Here is a 22,360-nt window from a genome sequence, read left to right as displayed (position 1 = left end):
TTTTGAGGGCGGCACGCGTTTCCGGATGGGCCGCCTCCCCTATCTCTCTGTTGGTACCCATAACAACAGGGAGAAGACCATGACGACCATGCCCCCGGAAGAGCTCGAAGGCCGGCTGAACGCGCATCGCGAACTGATGATCGATTTGATCGCTGCAATGATTGGCGGCGAGCTGACGACCACCCGTTTCGTGCAGCGGCTGCGTGACGACGCTACATTCAAGGACAACGAGGAAGATCCCGGTTTCTCCCCCGATGGTGCCTTCGCGATCGAAAACGCCATGGCCCGCGAAGTGCGCTCGGTGCTGGAAGCGGCACGTGCAAGGGAAAAAGCCGACAAGAGTTGATCAAATTTTATGAATAAGGCCGTTTCGCCGCATTTGTGGCCATTTCGTGGAACCATGATTCCGTATCGCAGCTGATAGGCTTTAGGAGTGTGGCGGGAGGCAATCATGGTCAAGGAATGGATCGAGGCTGCAGGTTTCGTGATGGTCATTGCGGCCTGTTACATGATGGTCGTTCCGATCTAGCGATCGACAGATCATCCGATTGATTGACACCAGCGACGCATAACTGTGGCTGGCCTCTTCGCTGACGCCAACCTTTTATCGGCGAGACTTCCTGTGAGCTTGGCGCGTTCGAGTCGTTCAGTAACGTAATATTACATCGTGTAAGATCTGGAACGAAATGACACCGGTCGGGTTGGACATCCAGTGACCGGGCGAAAAACCTTGTGTTCACGACGGGAGATCCATCATGCATCACGTTCTGACAATGCTGAAGACCCGGTTCCTTTCGCATCGCAGCTTCGGCCAGCCAAAGCATCTTGCGGCCAAAAGCCCGCAAGAGCTTAGGGTCCTGGTGCCCGATGTCGTCGTACTGCCGCTTCCCAGAACAGCGCGAGAGGAGATCAGTGTCCCCGCGTCGATCAATGGCAGGGATCTCTCGACTGGCCGCCTTTAACCGGGCCGGCCACGACAACAGTCCATGACAATAAAAAGGAGTGAAACATGGCTGACATGAAGTCCGCTTCCATCCTGATTCTAGCAACCGACGGCTACGAGCGCTCGGAGCTCCGGTTTCCGCTCGATGAACTGCGCAAACGTGGTGCCGACGTGAAGATCGCTTCGATCAAGTCTGGAGAGATCAGAAGCTGGGACGAGACCGACTGGGGTGACTCTGTCGCGGTCGACCTTGAAGCGAAGGACGTCAAGGCAAGCGATTTTGATGCGCTGGTTCTGCCCGGCGGACAGATCAATCCCGATGTGCTGCGCAAGGATGAAACGGCAATCAGCGTCGTGCGAGATTTTGTGGCGAGCGGCAAGCCTGTTGCTGCCATCTGCCATGGTCCATGGCTGCTGATAGAGGCGGATGCCCTGCGTGGCCGCAAGGCGACATCCTACCCGTCGATCCGGACCGACGTTCGCAATGCAGGCGCGTCCTGGCAGGACGAAGCCGTGGTCTGCGATAACGGCATCATCACATCGCGGTCACCCGACGACCTGCAGCAGTTCGTCGACAAGATCGTCGAGGAAGTCAACGAAGGCCGTCACAACAGACAGGCCGCTTGATTGCAGAATGACTGATAACGAAAGCCCGCTCCGACATCGTCGGTGCGGGCTTTCTCTTGTCTGGGTGCCACGAGATCATACGCTGGCTGACTGAGCGAGAACCGGTTCGGTCAGATCTGTTCCTGCTTCAGGAATGCCAGAAGCCGGCGCTCGTTCATGCGCAGACCACGGCGGCCGTCCGTCGGCAGGGTCTTCGCGTTCATGATCTTTTCGAGCGGCGAGACATCCTCGGCAAGGCTCAGGATCTGCGGATGGATATAGCTGGTGCGGCAGACGGCAGGCGTGTTGTGCAGCGCTTCGGAAGCCGCGTTGCACAGTGCCTTGATCTTGGGGCGGTGTCCGTCCTCAGCCATTGTATTCCAGGCTGACATGAAGGCTGCGAGGCTTCCACCCCAGGTGCGGAACGTCTTTGCCGTGACCGGAAAACCGGCGGCCTTGGCAAGATAGGCGTTAAGCCGGCCAGAATCGATCGGTCGCGGCGTACCGTGTTCATCGGGAAACGAAAACAGCTGGCGTCCCGGAAGGTCGGCGACGTCTTCCAGGATACGTTGGAGACGCGGATGTTTCAGCGTGTGCTGCACCCGCTTGCCACCCTTGGCGGTGAATTTCAAAAGGATACCGTCGCCGGACAAAACCATGTGCCGCTTCAGAAGCGTCGTTGCGCCATAGGTGCGGTTTTCCTTGGCATAGGCGCGGTTACCGACCCTCAGATGCGTCATATCCATCAGCGCCACAAGCGCTGCGATCACCGCCTCGGACTTGTCGAGACCATGCGACAGATCGCGGGCAGCTCTGGACCTGATGCGCGGCAAGGCCTCGCCAAACTGGGCAAGCTGGTCGAACTTTCGCTCGCTGCGGAAATTCTGCCAGTCCGTGTGATAGCGATACTGCTTGCGGCCGCGGCTGTCATAGCCGGTTGCCTGGAGATGGCCGCTGGCATCGAGACAGATCCAGACGTTTTCGTAGGCTGGCGGCAGGCCGAGTGCGGAGATGCGGGTATGGTGGTCATCCTCAACCAGCAAGCCGCCATCCGGCAACCGGTAACTGAACCCCTTGCCGCGTCGTTCCCGCCGAATGCCGGGTTCGGTATCGTTGACATAGGTGAGGCCGATCGTCTTGAGAGACTCGACGTCAATTTCAATGGTGCTGACTAACGTATCCATAACCGCTAAACTGAGATGGATATCGCTTCGTTCCCACGCGTTGAAACACCCGGAGAACTTAAAGAGGGACGTCGCGCAAGCCTTCCGAAGCGTCCGGGCGCTCCAGGTTGGCACGCGGTACCGTCATCCGCCAGACCAGGCCGCCGGGCCGGAAATCGATATCGACAGTGCCGCTGAATGCAGCGGTCGCGTGGCGCTTGATGATGGTCGTGCCGAACCCGGTGCGGGTGGGCGGCTTTACCGTCGGGCCGCCGCTTTCTTCCCAGACCAGAAGCAGGTTCACACCACTGCTCTCGCCGTCTGCATCCGAGACGGTCTCCTCGGCGATATCGCTCCATGAGATCCGTACCGTACCATGGGGTACAGACAATGCGCCGTATTTGACGGAATTGGTGGCGAGTTCATGCAGCACCAAGCCGAGATTCTGAACTGCTCCCGCCTTCAGCACGAAATCCTCGCCCTGGATCTGGACGCGTTCCGCCGCTTCCGCAAACGTGCTCATGTGGATCTCGACGACCCGATGCATCGGAACACCGCCCCATTGCTCTTCGGCGAGAGCCTCGATCGATTTCCCCAGCCCCTGGAGGCGGGTGCTGATTGCCCTCTGGAACTCGTCCATCGGCGTATCCTTGCGTGCCAGCTGGCGCATCATAGCCTGGACAAGCGTGAGGATGTTCTTTGTCCGGTGAACCAGCTCGTGCAGGATGAGATGAATACGGTCTTCCGCCTGGCTCCGGTCGAACGAGGCGTTCGAAAGCGCGACGGCGATCTGGTTCGCCTCGGTGATCTTGGTCTCCACCGGCGAGACGATTTCGCCCTTGCCGATCCGTTCGGCCATGTCGGCGATCTGCCTAATCGGGATCCGCAGCTGCCAGGCGACGAGGTAGGCGACGACCATGGCTATGGCGAGAAAGACGATGCCGCCCGCAACGAGCTGCCGCCAGGTGGAGATAATGTTTTCCTGCGCGGACGCGATCGGCCCCCAGACGACGGTCTTCCAGGCCCAGCCGGTAATCTGCGCATAGCCGTACATCTGTTTGCCCGCACCATCGACATCTTCGATCGTGCCGCGAAAACCGGTCATCAGCCGCAGAGTTTCGCTGGGAAACCTGGCGCCCTCCGCCATCTTTGCGGCACCGACCGAGGTGACAACCTGACCGCTGCCATCGAGGACCGCGGCAGACCAGCCATCCGGCAGGCCATCGACGGACAGTAGCTTTTGCAGATCCTCGGCATCTTGCGTGATGATCATCGCAGCGCCCGAGGCGTTTATCTTCTCAGACAGCGGCATCGCGACGTTGAAGACCCACTTTCCGCTGGTCGTGCCGCGAAACATGCTGGAGGCTTCCGTCAAGCCGCTGCGCAGCATGGATTCGAGCGCTGGCATGTTGGCGGTCTTGCCGAGCGGCGTATCGAAGGGGACGCGGGTATTCAGCCGAAGCTGTCCGTCCCGGTCTGCGACGATCACGAAAAGCTTGGTGGAACGCAGGCTCGACCGGGTTCGCTCGTGGAAGGCGCGAAGGTCACCGGACTCCAGCTCGGGAGAACTGACCAGCAGGCGCAGCGTCGTTGCCATGTCCTGCAGCTCGCGGTCGACCGCACGAGCGATCATCTGGGCGTCTTCTGCCGTATTCGAGGAGAGCATGTCCCGTTCGTGCTCTTCCAGCTGCAGCATGAGAAAGGCGCCGAAGACAAGCAGCGGTAAAGCCACGCCCACGACGAGCGCGATCAGATAAGCCCCGATCGGTGCCGTCGGGAAGAGCCGCGCAAACCTAGCCATCCCGCACGACCGTTGCGCGGGAAGGTTGGCAGGCAGCAGAGCCGCCGCGCTGGTGATCCATTCTTAGCCCCGTCCCTTGGCTTTGAAAGCAACGCCATGAGTTCTAGCGGCTTTTGGAACACTGGCCAAGGACTTGGTGATGCGGCCGTCACCTTTCCGATGAATATTCGAATATTCGGTGCCGCGAAATCGCAGCAAGCAGCGACGTTGCCGGCATGACGAGCGGCCCAGTTCCATCGGCAACGACGGTTTCCGGCACCCGGTGGATCACAAACCCGGAAATGCCAGGTGCTTCGACCTCAGACGCGCTCAGATTGGCACGCAGTTGCACGAGACGATCCGACAGCTGCCAGTCGATTGCAATCGTCTCCGGCGCGGAGGCAAGAACGCGACCGACGCTGTGAGGCATGCCGGAAAGCCCCGGAACCACGTGCTCGCGCCGCTTTCCGATCAGATCCCGGATCTTCCCGTAGGCGGCAGAGCCCTCCGCCGTGTCGCGACGCTCCCAGCGCAGTTTCGATTTCTCGAACGCTTCCGGCGCATTCGGATTGTCCAACTGCCAAGGTTCTGTGACGCCTTCCGGCAGGCCGCCGAATTTTTCCGCCTCGATCAACCGGTTGGCCCAGGTGGTCATGGCGATGTCGCCCTCGTATTCGGCAAAGAACGCGAACGGCTGCACTTCCCCATATTCCTCGCCCATGAACATCATCGGCACCTGCGGCGACAGAAGCAGCATTGACGTCATGACGTCGAGAAGCCCCGGCTCCGACAGGGAGATCAATCGTTCCCCATGGGCGCGATTGCCCACATGATCGTGGTTCTGCAGGAAGTGGATATACGAGGTCAGCGGCGAAGATCCACCCGCGTCCGCGTCTGACCTCGCGTCTTGCTCGTCATCGTCCTGCGACGGCATGCCGCCATGCGCGAGGCAAGCGGCGAGCTTGGCGACCGGCTGCGCGGCAAAAGGTCCGGCATGGCCCACGGCCTCGCCTGTCGCGATCACATGTGCGGCGTGGTAGGCGTCGTTGTTCCATCCGGCCACAAAGGCATCCGGCGTACCCCCACGTTCCGGGTTGCGCAGGATGGCGCGATGGTCCTCCATCACGAGATGGCGCCGCCGACCGGTCGTTTCGGAATGAACGCGCTCTGCAAGTTCGACGAGAATGTGCTTCTCGGACGTTTCATCCAGGATCTCGTCCACCGCATCGATGCGAAGGCCATCGAGATTGAACTCTTCCAGCCAGTAGAGCGCGTTTTCGATGAAGAAAGCACGCACGGCTGGTTGGGCAAAGTTGATCGACGGACCCCACGGCGTGATAAACTGCGGATCGAAGAAAGACGGGATGTTCGAGACGATCAGGTTTCCAGCCGGGCCGAAGTGGTTGTAGACGACATCCAGCATGACCGACAGGCCGACCCGGTGGGCGGCATCGACGAAAGCCTTCATGTCATCAGGCGAACCGTAGGCGTGGTGCGGGGCATAGGGGAGCGCGCTGTCATAGCCCCAGCCGCGATCGCCCGGAAATTCGCTGACCGGCATCAGCTGAATGACAGTGAAGCCGAGATCGGCAAGGTCGGCGAGACGCGACGCTGCGGCGCGAAACGTGCCCTCGGACGTGAAGGTGCCGATATGCATCTCGTAAATCACAGCCTCTTCCCAGGCATGCCCCTTCCAGGCCGGCATGTTCCAGCGGTAGAAGGCCGGATCGACGATCATCGAGTGGCCATCGACGCCACCGTCCTGCGCTCGCGATGCGGGATCCGCGAAGGCCTTACCGTCGGGCATGACGAACTGGTAGGGCGTGCCGGGCTCGACGCCCTCGACGGTCAGCGTGAACCAGCCCTGCCCGGCCGGCAGCATTTCGCGGTTGCGGCCGGCGATGCGGAGGCGCAGGCGCTCGATGTCCGGCGCCCAGAGGCGGAACAGAACGCTGTTTTCGCCGACATGTTCGGCACCCCAGGATTTGGGGAAGGATCGGCGCACGGGCGCGCCGGACGAGACGTGGCCGGAAGCGGTCCGGCGCGAATCGTAGGGCGTGAAATCGCGGGTCAGCGACATGGCATCTCTCCCTTGTTTCAGTCACAAGGGAAACACGGGGCGGACAGGAATAGTTCCCTATTGCCCCGTAACGACCGGATTCGGGATAGGAAAATTGTCTTTTGTCAAGTCAATTTTCTGGCCCGATCATGGACTTAGCCGATGCGGTTGCCGCTTTCCGGATCAAACACGACGGCCTTGTCGAGATTGAAGGCGAAGCGGAATGTCTGGCCAAGCGTGACCGGTACTTCGGCGCGAGCGCGTCCCGTGAAATTCACCCCGTCCATCCGACCGGTCACGAACGTGTCGGAGCCCGTCGGCTCGACCATAGTTACCTGCGCATCAACGAATGCAATCGCATGCGCCGTCGGATCGGCAAGGCCGGAATCGGTGATCGCTTCGGGGCGCAGGCCGAGAATGACATCCTTGCCCGCGGGCAAAGCAGACGTCACTGTTGGCGGCACGGCAACCGTCGTCGAACCGCCGAACAGGGCGACGCCGCCGGAGACGACCTTGCCCTTCAGCATGTTCATTGCCGGCGAGCCCATGAAATCGGCGACAAACAGATTGGCCGGCAGATTGTAGATTTCGGCAGGCGTTCCGACCTGCTGTACGATGCCTTCCTTGAGGACAACGATCTTGGTCGCAAGCGTCATCGCCTCGATCTGGTCGTGGGTGACGTAGACGATCGTGGCGTTGGTGTTCTGGTGCAGCGCCTTGATTTCCGCCCGCACCTCGACGCGCAGCTTCGCATCAAGGTTGGAAAGCGGTTCGTCGAACAGGAACACGCGCGGCTTGCGAACCAGCGCCCGGCCCATGGCGACGCGCTGCCGCTGGCCGCCGGAAAGCTGGCTCGGGCGGCGCTTCAGAAGATGCTCGATCTGCAGGGTCTTTGCCACGCTTGCGACGGCCGTTTCCCGCTCCGCCTTGTCGATGCCGCGCATCTCCAGCGCAAACGCGATGTTCTCCTCCACCGTCATGTTCGGATAGAGCGCGTAGGACTGGAACACCATGGCGATGTCGCGCTTGGACGGATGCAGGTCCGTCACCACCTCGCCATCGATGACGATGTCACCGGATGTCGGTGGCAGCAGGCCGGCAATGGCGTTGAGCAGCGTGGACTTGCCGCAGCCGGACGGGCCGACCAGCACCAGAAAGCCGCCCTTTTCCAGATCGATGTCGATGCCCTTGAGGATCTCGACATTGCCGATCTTCTTGCGGATATTCTTGATCTCGAGAAAGCTCATGTTGGATCAACCCTTGACTGCGCCGGCCATCAGGCCACGCACGAAATAACGTCCGGCGACGACGTAGACGAACAGCGTCGGCAATGCCGCAAACACGGCGGCGGCCATGTCGACATTGTATTCCTTGACGCCGGTGGAAGACGAAACGAGGTTGTTGAGCGCCACCGTCATCGGCGATGCTTCGCCCGACGAGAAGGAGACGCCGAACAGGAAGTCGTTCCAGATATTGGTGAACTGGTAGATGACCGTAACGACGATGATCGGGCCGGAGCTTGGCAGCAGGATGCGCCAGAAGATCTTGAAGAAGCCGGCGCCATCCATCATCGCAGCCTTGACCAGCTCGTCCGGAAACGCCTCGTAATAGTTGCGGAAGAACAAGGTGGTGAAGCCGAGGCCGTAGACCACATGGACGAAGACGAGGCCGGCGGTGGAATTGGACATACCCATCGCACCCAGCAGACGCGCCATCGGGATCAGCACCGCCTGGAACGGAATGAAGCAGGCAAACAGCATCATGCCGAACACCAGCTTGTGGCCGGGAAAGCGCCACTTGGTGAGAACATAGCCATTGAGCGCGCCGAGCAGCGTCGAGATGGCCACAGCCGGAACCACCATCTTCAGCGAGTTCCAGAAGTAGCCCTTGATGCCGACGCAGGAGACGCCGATGCAGGCCTCGCCCCAGGCCTTGACCCAGGCGGCGATGGACGGATCGGACGGCAGCGCCAGCATGTCGCCGCCGCGGATCTCATCCAGCGACTTCAGCGACGTGGTAAGCATCACATAGAGCGGTAGCAGATAGACGGCGGCAAGGATGATCAGTGCGCCATAGATGAAATAGCGGACGGTGCGGACCGACCCGGCGCTGACATTTTCAGGGATCGCGCTCAATGGTTCTTCTCCCGAAGCTCGGAATAGAGATAGGGGACGATGATCGCGGTAATGCCCATCAGCATCATTACGGCGCTGGCCGAGCCCACATTCATCTGGTTGCGGGTAAACGTGTAGGAATACATGAAGGTGGACGGAAGTTCGGTGGCATTGCCCGGCCCGCCGCCCGTGAGCGCGATGACAAGGTCATAGGACTTGATCGCCATATGAGCGAGCACGATGAAGGCCGACAGGAAGACCGGACGCAGCATGGGAATGATGATGCGGCGATAGATCGACACGGTCGAGGCGCCATCGATCTGGGCCGCCTTGACGATTTCGCCGTCGATGCCGCGAAGGCCCGCCAGAAACATCGCCATGATGAAGCCCGAGGCCTGCCAGACGCCGGCAATGACGACGGTGTAGATCGCCATTTTCGGGTTGACCAGCCAGTCGAACTTGAAGCTTTCCCAGCCGAGATTGTGCATCGTGTTCTCAAGCCCGAGGCCCGGGTTGAGGAACCACTTCCAGGCCGTGCCTGTCACGACGAAGGACAGCGCCATCGGATAGAGAAAGATCGGCCGGAGCACCCCCTCGGCGCGGATGCGCTGATCCATCAGGATGGCGATGAAAAGCCCGATCGCGGTGCAGAGAACGATGTAGAGCACGCCGAATATGGCAAGGTTCTGCATCGCCACATACCAGTTGGGCTGCGACCAGAGCCGGTAATAGGCATCGAACCCGCCCCACTTGTAGATCGGCATCATCTTCGACGTGGTGAACGACAGATAGACCGTCCACAGGATGAAGCCGTAGACGAACACCAGGATGATGGCAAAGGACGGCGCCAGAACAAGCTTCGGCAAGCCGTTGCGCAAACCATCGGCCATGGACCGCCGCGGCCTGGTCGGCGTCACCATCGGAGCCGGTTCGATTGTCGTCATGGGGGATCTCCGGATGCGAGTAGAGACGTTTGAAGGTGCGCCAACAAAAAAGCCCCCTCTGGCCTGCCGGCCATCTCCCCCACAAGGGGGGAGAAAACCTGTGGGCACCCACCGACCAAATCGGGCCCAGACAGTGCGGCTGGGTTAAGTCCCTCCCCCTTGTGGGGAGGGGTTTGGGGCGGGGTCTTTTTGACTACTTCGCGGCAGCAACCGCTTCCGGCAGACGCTTCAGCGCGGCATCCGTGGTCAGCTGGCCATTCAGATGCTGGGTGATGACGTCAAGCATGGCTTCCTTGACGGCGGCCGGCTGGGCGTAACCATGGGCAAGCGAGCCCATCAGCGTGCCCTTGGACGAGGCTTCCGCCAGATCCTTCATGCCCTTCTTGGCGCAATCGTCGAACTTTTCGTCCGAGACGTCGGTACGGGCAGGCACGGAACCCTTGACCGTGTTGAAGGCGATCTGGAACGCGGGATCTTCGACGGCGGATGCCATCTTCATCTGTGCGTCCTTCTGCTCTTCACCCACGTCGAACATCATGAACTGGTCAGCGTTGAACAGGACGGAGCCCTGTGTGCCGGGGAAGCGCATGCAGACAAAATCGGTGCCGGGGGTCTTCTTGGCGCGCAGCCATTCGCCCTTCGACCAGTCGCCCATTTCCTGGGCGCCGGCCTTGCCTTCGATGACGAGCGCGGTGGAGAGGTTCCATTCGCGGCCGGAGAAGTTGGGATCGAAATAGGTGCGAAGCTTCGACATATCGTCGAACACCTTCTTCATCGTATCACCCGACAGCGCTGTCGGATCGGCGTCGAGCACGGCCTTCTTGTAGAAATCAGGACCGCCGACGGAGAGAACCACGGCTTCCCAGAGGGTGCCGTCCTGCCACGGAACGCCGCCATGGGCGAGCGCGGTGATGCCTTGCGCCTTGAAGGCGTCGAGCATGGTGAACAGCTCGTCCATATTCGTCGGCTGCTTGCCGCCGGCCTTGTCGAAGGCAGCCTTGTTCAGCCACAGCCAGTTGGTGGAGTGAATGTTGACGGGGGCAGCAACCCAGTGGCCATCATACTTGGAAAACGCCTGCAGCGCTTCCGGAATGACCTTGTCCCAGCCTTCCTTGGCGGCGAGATCGTCAAGATTGGCGGCAACGCCCATCTCGGACCAGTCGCGCAGGTCGAAGCCGAGCAGCTGGACGGCGGTCGGCGGATCGCCGGCGGTCACGCGGGCGCGCAGCGCCGTCATCGCGGCAGAACCGGCACCACCGGCAACCGGCATGTCTTTCCAGCCGATACCCTGCTTGGCCAGGTTTTCCTTGAGCACGTTGAGCGCCGCGGCTTCGCCGCCGGACGTCCACCAGTGCAGAACTTCAACCTGTTCGGCTGCCTTTGCGGCGCCAGCGGTCAGCGCAATCATAGCCGCACCGGCGGCCAGTTTGCCGATCAAACGAATAGTCATTGAAATATCTCCCTCAAAGCCGGGCTCCTCTCCGGACATCGATTTATAACGATATAACTGATGTAAGTGTCAACCCCGTAGCGGACAGAATTTCAGTGATGTCAAAGATCCGGTATCACCTTGTTATAAAACGATAAAAGCGATATTTCCCGTTTGCGACGGTGAAGAGTTGATTTGCACTTGCCGAATTTGCGGCGTTTTGCAACGATACAAACAGGGCGCCTGGAGGGGAGCTGGAGGAGACAGGAATGCCGCTTGACGACCGGGATGACCGGGGTGAGGACATCGACCCGGATACGCTGCAGCAGGGACGCCCGGCGCGGCCGCACGCGAACCGCTTGCCCCGCGATACAGCCCAGAAGAAACCGACGCTGAAGACCGTCGCCGAACTGACCGAGCTTGCGGTCACGACCGTATCGAGAGCGCTCTCCGACGATCCCCAGATTGCGCTCGAAACCCGCATCCGCGTGCGCCAGGCGGCCGAAGATGTCGGCTATCTGCCGGATCGCGCGGCGCAGCGGTTGCGCACCGGACGCACCAACGTGATCAGCCTCGTCCTTGATCCGCACGAGGAAATCCTCGGCTACGGCACATCGATGATCCGCGGCATGAGTGCGGCACTGCGCGGCACGAGGTACCACTTGGTGATCACGCCGCATTTTTCAGACACGCCGCAGATCGATCCGGTGAAGCATATCGTCCGCAACCGGATGGCCGACGGCATCCTGTTCAGCCGCACCGAAGCCGCCGACGAGCGCGTGAAATTCCTGATGGAACAGGGTTTTCCCTTCGTGTGCCACGGCCGCACCGAGCTTGCGACGCCGCATCCTTACGTGGATTACGACAATTACGCCTTTAGCTATCGTGCCGCGAAAAGCCTGATCGCTGCTGGCTGTCGGCGGCTGTTCATCATCCTGCCGCCCGCCCAGTTCACCTTCGCCCATCACATGCGCCACGGCTTCATGACGGCGGTGCGCGAGGAAGGCGTTGCCTTCGAGATTTCCGACCGTGTCTCGCTCGACAGCAAGTCCGATGCGATCCGCGATCACGTGGCGGAACGACTGGCGGCCGACGACGCGCCCGACGGCTTCATCTGCGGCGGCGAGGTCTCCGCCATGGCCGTGATGTCGGCAGCCTACGACACCGGCCGCATCATCGGCCAAGATGTGCGCCTGGTCGCCAAACAGACGTCCGGCCTGTTCGACCAGGTCCGCCCGCGTATCGAAACGATCTACGAGGACCTCGCGGAGGCGGGTCGTCTTATGGCCGCGCTGCTTCTGAAGCAGATGGGTGGAGAGGTGCCGGTCGAGGAACTGCAGGCGCTGCAGACGGTGTGATGAAGGGGACTTCGGCAGCCCCAACCTCCCCTCATTTTTGTGCTCGCCACAGGAACCCAGCCGACGCGTCCGCAACCCCCGCCCCCCTCATTCCTGTGCTTGTCACAGGAATCCAGTAGCGCCGCGTCTGCGGCGCTGAAGGGTCTTTTCACGCGAATGACTTCGCGTGGCTGGATCCCTGTGACAGGCACAGGGATGAGGAGGAGAGGAAACGCTTCCCCTCCTCCCCCAAGATCTACCGGCAACTCATACTCGTCCGCGACGGCCTGTAAGAGCCGCCACCCCTCAATCCTCTTCGACAAACACCTCTTCGCGCTTCTTGCGGACGCTTGGCAGGAAGACGACGATGAGCACGATGGCGGCAAGCGCGAGCAGGCCGGCGCTGATGGGGCGGGTGATGAAGGTGGTGGCGTCGCCGCGCGAGAGGATCATTGCGCGACGCAGGTTTTCTTCCAGGAGCGGGCCAAGAACGAAACCGAGCAGAAGCGGTGCCGGCTCGCAGCGCAGCTTCAAAAGCACGTACCCGAGCAGACCGAAGAAGGCGACGGCATAGAGATCGAAGACGTTGGAATTGACGCTGTAGACCCCGATGGCGCAGAACGCCATGATGATCGGGAAGAGCACGTAATAGGGGATCGTCAGAAGCTTTACCCACAACCCGATCAGCGGCAGGTTGAGGATCACAAGCATCAGGTTGCCGATCCACATGGACGCGATGATGCCCCAGAACAGCGCCGGCTGTTCGACGGCAACGTTCGGACCTGGAACGATGCCCTGGATGATCATCGCGCCGACCATCAGCGCCATGACCGGGTTGGCCGGAATGCCGAGCGTCAGGAGCGGGATGAACGAGGTCTGTGCACCCGCATTGTTGGCCGATTCCGGCCCGGCAACGCCGGCGACCGCGCCGTGGCCGAATTCTTCCGGATGTTTCGATACCTTCTTCTCGACCGTATAGGACGCAAATGCCGCAAGGATCGCGCCGCCGCCCGGCAGGATGCCGAGGATGGAGCCGATCGCCGTGCCGCGCAGAACGGGGCCGACCATCGCCTTGAAGTCCTCGCGCGACGGCATCAGGTTGGATACCTTCGCCATCAGCACGGTGCGGGTCTTTTCGCTTTCGAGATTGCGCAGGATTTCAGCGATACCGAAGACGCCGACCGCGACCGCGACGAAGTTCAGACCGTCGGCATATTCCCGTATTCCGAGCGTGAAGCGCGGCGTGCCGGTGTAGATATCGGTGCCGACGAGGCCAAGCAGCAGGCCAAGGCAGACCATGGCAAGCGCCTTGATGATCGACCCGTGAGCAAGCGCGATCGACGAGACGAGACCGACGACCATCAGCGAGAAATATTCCGCCGCACCGAACTGCAGGGCGATCGAGGTCAGCGGCGGCGCGAAGATCGCCACAAGAAAGGTGGAAACCGTGCCGGCAAAGAACGATCCGATGGCAGCGATGGCCAGCGCCGGTCCCGCCTTGCCCTTGCGCGCCATCTGGTAACCGTCGATGGCGGTGACCGCCGACGAGGATTCGCCCGGCATATTGATGAGGATGGCCGTGGTGGAGCCGCCATACTGCGCGCCGTAGTAGATGCCGGCCAGCATGATCAGCGACGACACGGGTTCGAGCTGGAAGGTGATCGGCAACAGCATGGCGATCGTCGCGGTTGCGCCGATGCCGGGCAGGACGCCGATCAGCGTGCCAAGCAGCACCCCGATGAGGCAGAAGAACAGGTTCTCGATCGACGTGGCGGTGGAGAAACCGAGGGCGAGATTATTGAATAATTCCATGAACCGAGCCCCTTACATGCCCAGCCACGGCCCGAACCGCCGGAACGGCAGACCAAGACCATAGCTGAAGACGAGAACCGAAAAGACCGTGAGCAGAGCCGCCAGGATGACGGCCATCAACGGCTTCATCTTGTGCGAGGCGAATGCCGCGATCAGCGCCGTAAAGAAGATCGCCGGCACGAAGCCTAAACCGCGCACGGTGAGACCAAAGAAGATCGGTGCCGGCAGGATGAAGGCCATTCCGCGCCAGGCAAGCGCACCCACCGGTTCGCCGTGAACGCGAATGGCCTGGAAGACGATCACGCCGCCCAAGAGCACGAGAACGCAGGCGAGGATGAACGGAAAATAGCCCGGCCCCATGCGAAGCGCCGTGCCGAGTTCCAGTTCGATCGATTGATAGGCAAAGAACAGGCCGGTCAGCATGAGCGCCAGCCCGCAGACCAGATTGGTCCTGTCGATATTGAGTGAATTCATGATGGCTCCGAAATATTGGAAGAGCTCTGTGGATCTGCGCCGCGGGTCGGCATGGTCGCTAGCAGGAGTGTCGCTTGCCGGTGGGGTCCTTGCAGACGTTCGCGCCGATCAGCGGTCGATCTGAGCGATCAGCTTGCCGGCAATTTCTCCCCCGCGGGGGAGAAGGACGAAAGGTTGCGGGCTCCAAGGCCGATCGAGCAGAACCCCTCACCCTGCCCAGAGAGGGGCCAGGGTGAGGGGCAGTGCCGTGACGAGAGATCAGTCGGCGTACTGGCCGGCTGCCTCGATGACCGGCTTCCAGCGGGCGATTTCGCTTTCCAGCTTGGTCTTCAGCGCCTCAGGCGTGGCGTCGGCTTCCGGTGAAGGCTTGGTGCCGAGTTCACCGAAACGGGCAACGACGTTCGGGTCTTTCAGTGCGACTTTAAGCGCCGCAGACAGCTTGTCGTTGGCTTCCTTCGGCGTGCCCTTCGGCGTGTAGATGCCGTGCCAGATGCCCACTTCCATCTGCGGATAACCGGCTTCCTTGACGGTCGGCAGGTCCTTGAGGATGTCGAGGCGGTCAGCGGAGGTGACGGCGTAGGCCTTTACCGTGCCGCCCTGGATCTGCTTTGTCGTATTGGTGGTCTGGTCGCACATGATGTCGACCTGTCCGCCGAGGAGATCGGTCATGGCCGGGCCGGTGCCCTTGTAGGGAACGGTCACGAGCGGCGTTTCGATCGAGCTCATGAACAGCATGCCGCAGAGATGCGACGCAGCGCCGATGCCGGCATTGGCGACCGTCACCTTGTCCTTGTTGGCTTTGGCGTATTCGATAAGGCCCTTGAAATCGGTGGCTTCCATGTCCTTGCGGGCGAGAAGCGTCATCGGCACTTCCGTGACGAGACCGACATATTCGAACGCGTTCAGCGTGTCATAGGCGAGCTTGCGATAGAGCGTGGCGCTGGTCGCCATGCCGATATGGTGCAGGAGGACGGTATAACCGTCTGCTTCCGCATTGGCGACGCGGCCGGCACCGAGCGAGCCACCGGCACCGCCGACGTTTTCCACGACGATCTGCTGGCCGAGATCGCGCGACATGGATTCAGCCACAAGACGCGCAACCGTATCGGTCGGGCCACCGGCCGCAAACGGTACGATCATCGTGATCTGGCGTTCCGGATAGCTCTGCGCATTGGCAGAAGCCGAAAACAGCGACATTGCGGCCAGAGCCGTTGCGCCGATCATGGCGTTGACGATTTTCATGAATTGTCCTCCCGAGCGTGAAAATCAGCATGCAAACTGGTGTGCTGGCGATAGTCCTCCCTCGCCAGCGTGGGTGCCATTTGCAGTAGTGAAATCACTGGCCGCAATCAGGGGGGAGGCAGCGTTGCTAAGTTTATCGCTGGCGTGCAATGCAGCATGGGTGGATTAGGGAACAATCACATCAAAGCCTGGGTGGAAATCCACCCAGTGCGGGGTTTCAAGACTTAGTTCGTCACCCGTTCAGATCGTCCTGAAGCATCTGGTCGGCCGAGATCAGCCGCTTGTCCAGCCCGTGTTTCTGCATCTTTTCGTAGAGCGTCTTGCGGGAAATGCCGAGCGATTCGTAGACGGGGCGCAGGGCACCGCCATGGGCAGCGATTTCGCCGGCGATCAGGTTGCGCTCGAAGGCGGCGACCTTGTCTGCCAGCCGACCGGCCGGATCGCGAAGCCTGCCGTTGGAATCCGTCGACGGAAGATCGAGACCCAGCACCAGCCGATCGGCGGCGTTGCGCAACTCGCGGACATTCCCCGGCCAGGCCTGGTCGCCGATCGTGGCAATCACATCGACGGGAACGTCGAGATCGTCACGGCCATAGCGGGCGGAGGCTTCGCGGACCAGCTGCAGAAACAGAAGCGCGATATCGGCCCGCCGCTCCCGCAGCGACGGCACATGGATGGTTGCGACGTTGAGACGGTAGAGGAGATCGGCACGGAACCGGCCGGCTGCGACCTCCGCCTCCAGATCCACCTTGCTGGTGGCGATAAAGCGGACGTCGAGCGCCACGGTTTCGTTGGAGCCGAGCCGGGTGATGACCCGCTCCTGCAGGACGCGCAGGAATTTTGCCTGCAGGTCGAAGGGCATAGAACCGATCTCGTCGAGCAGGATCGTGCCGCCGCGGCCGTGCTCGAACTTGCCGTAGCGCGGCCTGATCGCGCCGGGAAAGGCGCCCGCCTCGTGGCCGAACAACTCGCTTTCGATCAGCGTTTCCGGAAGTGCCGCGCAGTTGATGGCGATAAACGGCCGGTTGGCGCGCGGGCTGACATCGTGCAGCGCCCGCGCCACCACTTCCTTGCCGGCGCCGGTCTCGCCGATGATCAGCGTATCGGCATCGGTGGCGCCGATCGCGCGGATCCGGTAGCGCAGGTCGACCATCACCTGGGTGCGGCCGGGCATGCGGGTTTCCAGATCGTCGCGCTTGCCGGCCACCGCCTTCAGTCGGCGGTTCTCCATGACCAGCGCGCGGCGATCCAGCGCCCTTCGGATGACACCAGCCAGATGCTGCGGTGTGAACGGCTTTTCGAGGAAATCATAGGCACCTTCGCGCATCGCCTTGACCGCCAGCTGCACATCGCCGTGGCCGGTGACGAGAATGATCGGGATTTCCGCATCGAGTTCGCACACCCGCTGCAGAAGCGTCATGCCGTCTGTTCCGGGCATGCGGATATCGCTGACGATAACGCCCTCGAAGCCGAAACCGGCGAGTTCGAGAACATGATCGGCATTGGAAAAGGTCTGCACTGAGAGCCCGAACAGCTCCAGCGCCTGGGCGGTGGATCGGCGCAGCTCCTCTTCGTCGTCAACCAGCAAAACCCTTTGCGCCGCATCCCTTGCTTCGCTCACTCGGCAGCCTCCATCAGGTTTTCATCGGCAATATCGAGCTCGATGGTGAACACGGCCCCCCCATCGGGATCATCGGTGACGGAAAGGCTACCACCGAAATCCTTGACGATGTTGTAGGAGATCGACAGCCCGAGGCCGAGCCCCTTGCCGATGCCCTTGGTGGTAAAGAAGGGATCGAAGATGCGCTCGCGGATCGACGCCGGCACACCCGGCCCGCCATCGCGCACCTGCACCGTGATGGTATCGTGGGTTCTTGATGCCGAAACGGCGATGCGCCGGTCGGGTAGTCCCTCGACGGCATCTGCCGCATTGCCGATGACGTTGACCAGCACCTGCTGCAGACGGATCGAACCGGCCCTTACCTTCGGAAGGTTCGCTGGGATGTCGACGACGAGATCCGCATCGGCCGCCTTCAGCCGCGCCGCGACGATTTCCAGCGTGTCGTCCATCACCTCCTGCAGCGAAACGGCGCCGAGCTTCTCGTTCGGCTTGCGGGCAAAGTTGCGCAGATGCTTGCTGATCGAGGCCATGCGATCGATCAGTGCCGATATGCGTCTAACGTTGTCGCGCGCCTCTTCCGTGCGGTTAAGGTCCATCAGCACGCCGGCCGTCTCCGCATAGGTTTTCGCGGCCGCAAGTGGCTGGTTGAGCTCGTGCGACAGTGCTGCCGACATCTGGCCGAGACCGGCAAGCTTGCCGGCCTGGATGAGATCGGCCTGGGTCTGGCGCAACCGCTGTTCGGTCGCCCGGCGCTCGGCCACCTCCTCCTCGATCTGGGCGTTGACTCGGGCAAGATCGGCGGTGCGCTCTGCAACCCGGTGTTCGAGCGCATTCTGCGCTTCCGCCTGCAGATGCATGCGCTCGGCAAGCCGCGCCCGGCGCTGCAGGATGACCGCAAGCCCGAGGACGGCGAGACACAAGGATAGAAGCAGGGCGGCGACGGTGGTCTTTGCCTGGGCATGCACGGACCCGGTATCCATCAGCACGCTGACAGTCCATCCGGCGTCGGGCATTGACTGCGACACGACGAGATATTCCCGGTCGCCACCGTTGTCGGCAATCGTCATCACCTCGTGACCGGCGAATTCGCCGCGCCGCACCGGCAGTTCGCGCAGTTTCGCATCCGCATAGCGCCGCGAGGTCTGGGTGCGGGCGATGCGCCCCGGCGACAGCGGCAGGGTCGTGGCATAGAGCCATTCCGGCCGGCTGGTCATGAAGATGATGCCCTCGGGGTCGGCAACGAAGATGCGGTCTTCGGTGCCCTGGGCGGTCCCCTTCCCCCAGCTGTCCTCGACCAGATCGATATCGACCTTGAAGACGATGACGCCGCGGATCACCCCGGCGATCTCGATCGGCGACGAGAAGTAGTAGCCGCGCTTGAGCGACGTGGTGCCGAGCGCATAAAAGCGAGACTGGCGGCCCTTTGCAGCTTCCTGGAAATACGGACGGTAGGAAAAATTCTCGCCGACGAAACTGACGTCGCTGTCATGGTTGCTGGCAGCGATCGTCTGCCCGTCCATCGTCATCAGATAGATGTCGGAGGATTTGAGGAGCGCGTTGGTGTCTTTCAAATAGGCGTTGGTGGCGGCCTGCAGGGTTGTGTTGGACGGATCGAGCACGAAAGCCTCGACATTCTGCTGGTCGGCGATCAGGGCCGGCAGCGCCTCGTAGCGCTTCAGGTGCCCGTCGAGACCGGAAACGGCAAGCCTCAGCGTGGTGTTGGCCTGCGCCTTCGCCTCCTCCATGTAGCCGCTCGCGATCATGCCGGCGCCCTGGACATAGATGCCCAGACCGATCATGACCGCCACGCCCGCCGCTGCAAGAATTGCGTATCTCACCAGATGCCGGGCTCCTCCTCCCAACTCGTCCTCGGTCGTCACCTTAAAATCCGCCACTGGCGAATTCCACTAAAACTTGCGAAGACTTGATTTCACCGGCATCCGTCGGCGGCGGCAAAGGGAATCATCATGAGTTACATGCTTGCACTCGTCATCGGCGCGGTGGCCGGACTTCGCGCCATGACGGCACCGGCGATCGTCAGCTGGGCGGCCGGTCTCGGCTGGCTTGATCTCTCCGGCACCTGGCTCGCCTTCATGGGCTCCAAATGGGCCGTGCTGATCCTGACGCTGATCGCCATCGTCGAATTCATCACCGACCAGTTGCCCTCGACGCCGAGCCGCAAGGTGCCGCAGCAATTCGGTGCGCGCATCTTGACTGGCGCGCTTTCGGGTGCTGCGATCGGAATGCCCTACGGCTACTGGCTGGCCGGCCTCGTCTCCGGCATTATCGGCGCCGTGATCGGAACGCTGGGTGGCGCCGCAGTGCGGGCAAAGCTTGCTGCCCATTTCGGCAAGGATGCACCGGCAGCCTTTATCGAGGACGGCGTGGCCGTCGTCGCAGCCCTGATTGTCATCCTGCTTTTGCCGGGAACGCCGGCCGCCTAACGGAGATCTGAGCATCATGCAGACATTCGACGCGATCATCATCGGCGCCGGCCAGGCCGGGCCATCGCTTGCCGGACGCTTCAACGACGCGGGCAAGACCGTCGCCATCGTCGAGCGCAAGCATGTGGGCGGCACCTGCGTCAACACCGGCTGCAAGCCGACCAAGACGCTGGTGGCCAGCGCCTATGCGGCGCATCTCGCGCGCCGCAGCGCCGATTACGGCATCGGCATCGGCGGCGACGTGACGATCGACATGCCGGCTGTGATGCGGCGGGCGTTGAAAGTGACGATGGACAGCCGCGGCAGCAACGAAAGCTGGCTGGAGAAGATGCCCCACTGCACGCTGATCCGCGGCCATGCGCGCTTTGAGAGCGCCGAGACGATCCGCGTCGGCGACGAATTGCTGACGGCGCCGCAGATTTTCCTGAATGTCGGCGCCCGCGCCACCATTCCGGATTTCGAGGGCGTCGACGACATCCCCTATATGACCAACAGCGACATCGTCGGGCTGGACAGGGTGCCGGAGCATCTGGTGATCATCGGCGGCAGTTATATCGGGCTTGAATATGCGCAGATGTATCGCCGCTTCGGCGCGAAGGTAACCGTCGTGGAGCGCGGCGAGCGTATCGTCAGCCGCGAGGATGCGGAGATCTCGCAATCCATCCATGAGATGCTGGAAGCCGAAGGGATCGTCATCAGAACGGGTGCCGACTGCATCCGCTTCAGGAAGACGGACGACGGCATTGCAGTCGGCCTCAGTTGCGACGAAGGCGAGCCTGAAGTCATCGGCTCCGACGTGCTGCTGGCGGTCGGACGCCGTCCCAACACCGACGATCTCGGGCTCGACAAGGCAGGCGTAACGCTCGATGAGCGCGGCTACATTGAGGTGGGCGACGATCTGTCGACCAATGTCGAGGGCATCTGGGCGATGGGCGACTGCAACGGCCGCGGGGCGTTTACCCACACCGCCTACAACGATTTCGAGATCGTTGCGGCCAATCTGTTCGATGGCGAAAGCCGCAAGGTTTCCGACCGCCTGCTCGGGTATGCGCTCTATACCGACCCGCCGCTCGGCCGTGTCGGCATGACCGAACACCAGGCGGTGAAGGCTGGCCACAAGGTTCTCGTCGGCACGCGGCCGATGAGCCAGGTGGGACGCGCCGTGGAAAAGGGCGAGACGATCGGCCTGATGAAGATCGTGGCTGATGCGCAGACGAAAAAGATCCTGGGCGCCGCCCTTCTCGGCACCGGCGGCGACGAGGCGATCCACGGCGTGCTGGACATGATGAATGCCGGCGCGACTTATGATGCCCTGCGCTGGGCCGTGCCGATCCACCCCACCGTTTCGGAACTGTGGCCGACCGTGGTCCAGTCGATGAAGCCGGCAGGCTGACGAAACCATCCGGAATGACGGGCGTTCACGCGCTGCGGCGCGCTCGCTGACAATCCCGTCATTACAGGAATTTAACCTTCTCCCTCCCTTTGCAACGGGGGGGAGTTTGCTTAGACTTCACCCATCGTCGGCACAATCGAAGGCCGCCGGCGACGGGAAGACATCAGAGCGATCTCCCCCAACATCCATTCCACGACGGGAGGCCACAGATGAATACACCTGCATTCAATGCGGCGATGGAACCGCGGGAACTGGATTTCCTGCAGCACGTCTTCGATGCCGCCTGCGCCGAACGCGGCTTGTCTGGCGAAAGCACGGCGGCAAAGAACCTCGCGGCCGAGATCATCGATCTCTACCAGCACGGCGCCTGCGACGAAGGCGCCCTCCAGCATCGGCTGGACCTGTCAGGTCTTCTGAAAAGTCAGGACTGAAGCAGAGGCGTCTCCTACCGCTTCGCCTGGAGATCCCGCTCGTCGCGCATCAGGAATATCCGCGTGATGCTGTCGATATTGTCGTTCAGCCATTTCGCCATGTCTTCTTCCTCGGACAGGATGTGTTCGAAGACGGCGACGGCTTCCGGTTCGTCCAGTTCGTCGGCAGCGGCAATCAGCACCTTATAGGTCGCGATTTCCGTGTGTTCGAATGCGAAGGCAGTCGTCATGGTCTTGATGACCTCGTCGCTGACCAGCAATCCGCCGACACCTTGGGCCGTCGCGGCAAGCTTGGCGGTCATGTCCTTGAAGGTCGGCGTCGTCACGGCGAACTTCTCCAGCATCTCGGTCAGCGCCGCGACGTGGCCGCGGGTTTCCTCGAGATGCTCCAGAACGCGGTCCTTGAGATCCGGGTAGCTGTCGATCCGGCGTGCCTGCGCTGTCAGAAGCGTGACTGCCTGTTCCTCCATCGCATGGGCATTGCGTAGCCAAGTAATGAAATTGTCCCGCGCATGCGTCATGTTCACGTCCTCCTCGTTACGTCTTCCCCCGGGTCGATTTGGTACGC

General features: G+C 61.6%; 20 protein-coding genes. 7 read left to right on the top strand and 13 right to left on the bottom strand.

All coding sequences use genetic code 11. The features are described 5' to 3' along the window. Positions 1-79 precede the first annotated feature (79 nt). The 3 genes from BLW69_RS01840 to BLW69_RS01830 all read left to right on the top strand — a co-directional run bounded on the left by BLW69_RS01840 (position 80) and on the right by BLW69_RS01830 (position 1,570). Positions 80-346, top strand: a complete 267-nt coding sequence (locus tag BLW69_RS01840; RefSeq protein WP_092659548.1) for a hypothetical protein — start codon at positions 80-82, stop codon at positions 344-346. A gap of 409 nt (positions 347-755) precedes the next feature. After that, the gene (locus BLW69_RS01835) at positions 756-962 is read left to right on the top strand and encodes a hypothetical protein (RefSeq protein WP_092659546.1); all 207 of its coding nucleotides are present in this window, start codon (positions 756-758) and stop codon (positions 960-962) included. 47 nt (positions 963-1,009) lie between these two features. Beyond that, positions 1,010-1,570, top strand: coding sequence for a type 1 glutamine amidotransferase domain-containing protein (locus BLW69_RS01830; protein WP_062461469.1), 561 nt, complete (start codon positions 1,010-1,012; stop codon positions 1,568-1,570). Between the two features lie 110 nt (positions 1,571-1,680). Here BLW69_RS01830 and BLW69_RS01825 read toward each other — a convergent pair whose 3' ends face one another. The 7 genes from BLW69_RS01825 to BLW69_RS01795 form a co-directional block, all read right to left on the bottom strand. Then, positions 1,681-2,706: a DNA topoisomerase IB gene (locus tag BLW69_RS01825; RefSeq protein ID WP_162759493.1), complete on the bottom strand. Its 1,026-nt coding sequence runs from the start codon at positions 2,704-2,706 to the stop codon at positions 1,681-1,683. 85 nt (positions 2,707-2,791) lie between these two features. Then, complete coding sequence (locus BLW69_RS01820) at positions 2,792-4,513, bottom strand: sensor histidine kinase (RefSeq protein ID WP_092659542.1); 1,722 nt, start codon at positions 4,511-4,513, stop codon at positions 2,792-2,794. Between the two features lie 148 nt (positions 4,514-4,661). Then, positions 4,662-6,572 (bottom strand): malto-oligosyltrehalose trehalohydrolase, encoded by a 1,911-nt coding sequence (gene treZ / locus BLW69_RS01815; RefSeq protein ID WP_092659540.1) that lies wholly within the window; start codon positions 6,570-6,572, stop codon positions 4,662-4,664. A 134-nt stretch (positions 6,573-6,706) separates the two neighbouring features. Beyond that, complete coding sequence (locus tag BLW69_RS01810; RefSeq protein ID WP_092659538.1) at positions 6,707-7,798, bottom strand: ABC transporter ATP-binding protein; 1,092 nt, start codon at positions 7,796-7,798, stop codon at positions 6,707-6,709. A 6-nt stretch (positions 7,799-7,804) separates the two neighbouring features. Beyond that, on the bottom strand, positions 7,805-8,686 hold the full coding sequence (locus BLW69_RS01805; protein WP_062461481.1) for a carbohydrate ABC transporter permease: 882 nt from the start codon (positions 8,684-8,686) through the stop codon (positions 7,805-7,807). Continuing rightward, positions 8,683-9,585 (bottom strand): carbohydrate ABC transporter permease, encoded by a 903-nt coding sequence (locus tag BLW69_RS01800; RefSeq protein WP_062461963.1) that lies wholly within the window; start codon positions 9,583-9,585, stop codon positions 8,683-8,685. Before BLW69_RS01800 ends, BLW69_RS01805 begins: the two co-directional genes overlap by 4 nt. A 217-nt stretch (positions 9,586-9,802) precedes the next feature. Then, positions 9,803-11,053, bottom strand: coding sequence for an ABC transporter substrate-binding protein (locus BLW69_RS01795; protein WP_174197229.1), 1,251 nt, complete (start codon positions 11,051-11,053; stop codon positions 9,803-9,805). 254 nt (positions 11,054-11,307) lie between these two features. Here BLW69_RS01795 and BLW69_RS01790 point away from each other — a divergent pair, with 254 nt between their 5' ends. Further along, positions 11,308-12,396 carry a LacI family transcriptional regulator gene (locus BLW69_RS01790; RefSeq protein WP_082471978.1) on the top strand — a complete coding sequence of 363 codons (1,089 nt, stop codon included), beginning with the start codon at positions 11,308-11,310 and terminating at the stop codon, positions 12,394-12,396. Positions 12,397-12,681: 285 nt separating this feature from the next. On the opposite strand, the gene BLW69_RS01780 is transcribed toward BLW69_RS01790, so the two are convergent. The 5 genes from BLW69_RS01780 to BLW69_RS01760 form a co-directional block, all read right to left on the bottom strand. Beyond that, positions 12,682-14,187 (bottom strand): tripartite tricarboxylate transporter permease, encoded by a 1,506-nt coding sequence (locus BLW69_RS01780; RefSeq protein WP_062581938.1) that lies wholly within the window; start codon positions 14,185-14,187, stop codon positions 12,682-12,684. A gap of 12 nt (positions 14,188-14,199) precedes the next feature. Then, a complete protein-coding gene (locus tag BLW69_RS01775) occupies positions 14,200-14,661 on the bottom strand; it encodes a tripartite tricarboxylate transporter TctB family protein (RefSeq protein ID WP_062461489.1) in 462 nt (153 codons plus the stop codon). A gap of 258 nt (positions 14,662-14,919) precedes the next feature. Next, a complete protein-coding gene (locus BLW69_RS01770) occupies positions 14,920-15,903 on the bottom strand; it encodes a tripartite tricarboxylate transporter substrate-binding protein (RefSeq protein WP_062461492.1) in 984 nt (327 codons plus the stop codon). A gap of 232 nt (positions 15,904-16,135) precedes the next feature. After that, positions 16,136-17,524 carry a sigma-54-dependent transcriptional regulator gene (locus BLW69_RS01765; protein WP_092659536.1) on the bottom strand — a complete coding sequence of 463 codons (1,389 nt, stop codon included), beginning with the start codon at positions 17,522-17,524 and terminating at the stop codon, positions 16,136-16,138. Further along, positions 17,521-19,323 carry a sensor histidine kinase gene (locus BLW69_RS01760; RefSeq protein WP_092660969.1) on the bottom strand — a complete coding sequence of 601 codons (1,803 nt, stop codon included), beginning with the start codon at positions 19,321-19,323 and terminating at the stop codon, positions 17,521-17,523. Before BLW69_RS01760 ends, BLW69_RS01765 begins: the two co-directional genes overlap by 4 nt. A 168-nt stretch (positions 19,324-19,491) precedes the next feature. On the opposite strand from BLW69_RS01760, the gene BLW69_RS01755 reads away from it, so the two are divergent. From BLW69_RS01755 to BLW69_RS01745, 3 genes are all read left to right on the top strand, one after another. Beyond that, the gene (locus tag BLW69_RS01755) at positions 19,492-19,968 is read left to right on the top strand and encodes a DUF4126 family protein (RefSeq protein ID WP_062461499.1); all 477 of its coding nucleotides are present in this window, start codon (positions 19,492-19,494) and stop codon (positions 19,966-19,968) included. Positions 19,969-19,981: 13 nt separating this feature from the next. After that, positions 19,982-21,361, top strand: a complete 1,380-nt coding sequence (locus BLW69_RS01750; RefSeq protein WP_210184905.1) for an FAD-containing oxidoreductase — start codon at positions 19,982-19,984, stop codon at positions 21,359-21,361. Positions 21,362-21,570: 209 nt separating this feature from the next. After that, on the top strand, positions 21,571-21,792 hold the full coding sequence (locus BLW69_RS01745) for a hypothetical protein (RefSeq protein WP_062461504.1): 222 nt from the start codon (positions 21,571-21,573) through the stop codon (positions 21,790-21,792). Between the two features lie 14 nt (positions 21,793-21,806). On the opposite strand, the gene BLW69_RS01740 is transcribed toward BLW69_RS01745, so the two are convergent. Then, complete coding sequence (locus BLW69_RS01740; protein ID WP_092659532.1) at positions 21,807-22,313, bottom strand: ferritin-like domain-containing protein; 507 nt, start codon at positions 22,311-22,313, stop codon at positions 21,807-21,809. Positions 22,314-22,360: the final 47 nt, after the last annotated feature.

Source organism: Rhizobium sp. NFR12, from assembly GCF_900108545.1.
Taxonomy (GTDB): domain Bacteria; phylum Pseudomonadota; class Alphaproteobacteria; order Rhizobiales; family Rhizobiaceae; genus Neorhizobium; species Neorhizobium soli.
This window is presented reverse-complemented; position numbering and strand designations above follow the sequence as displayed.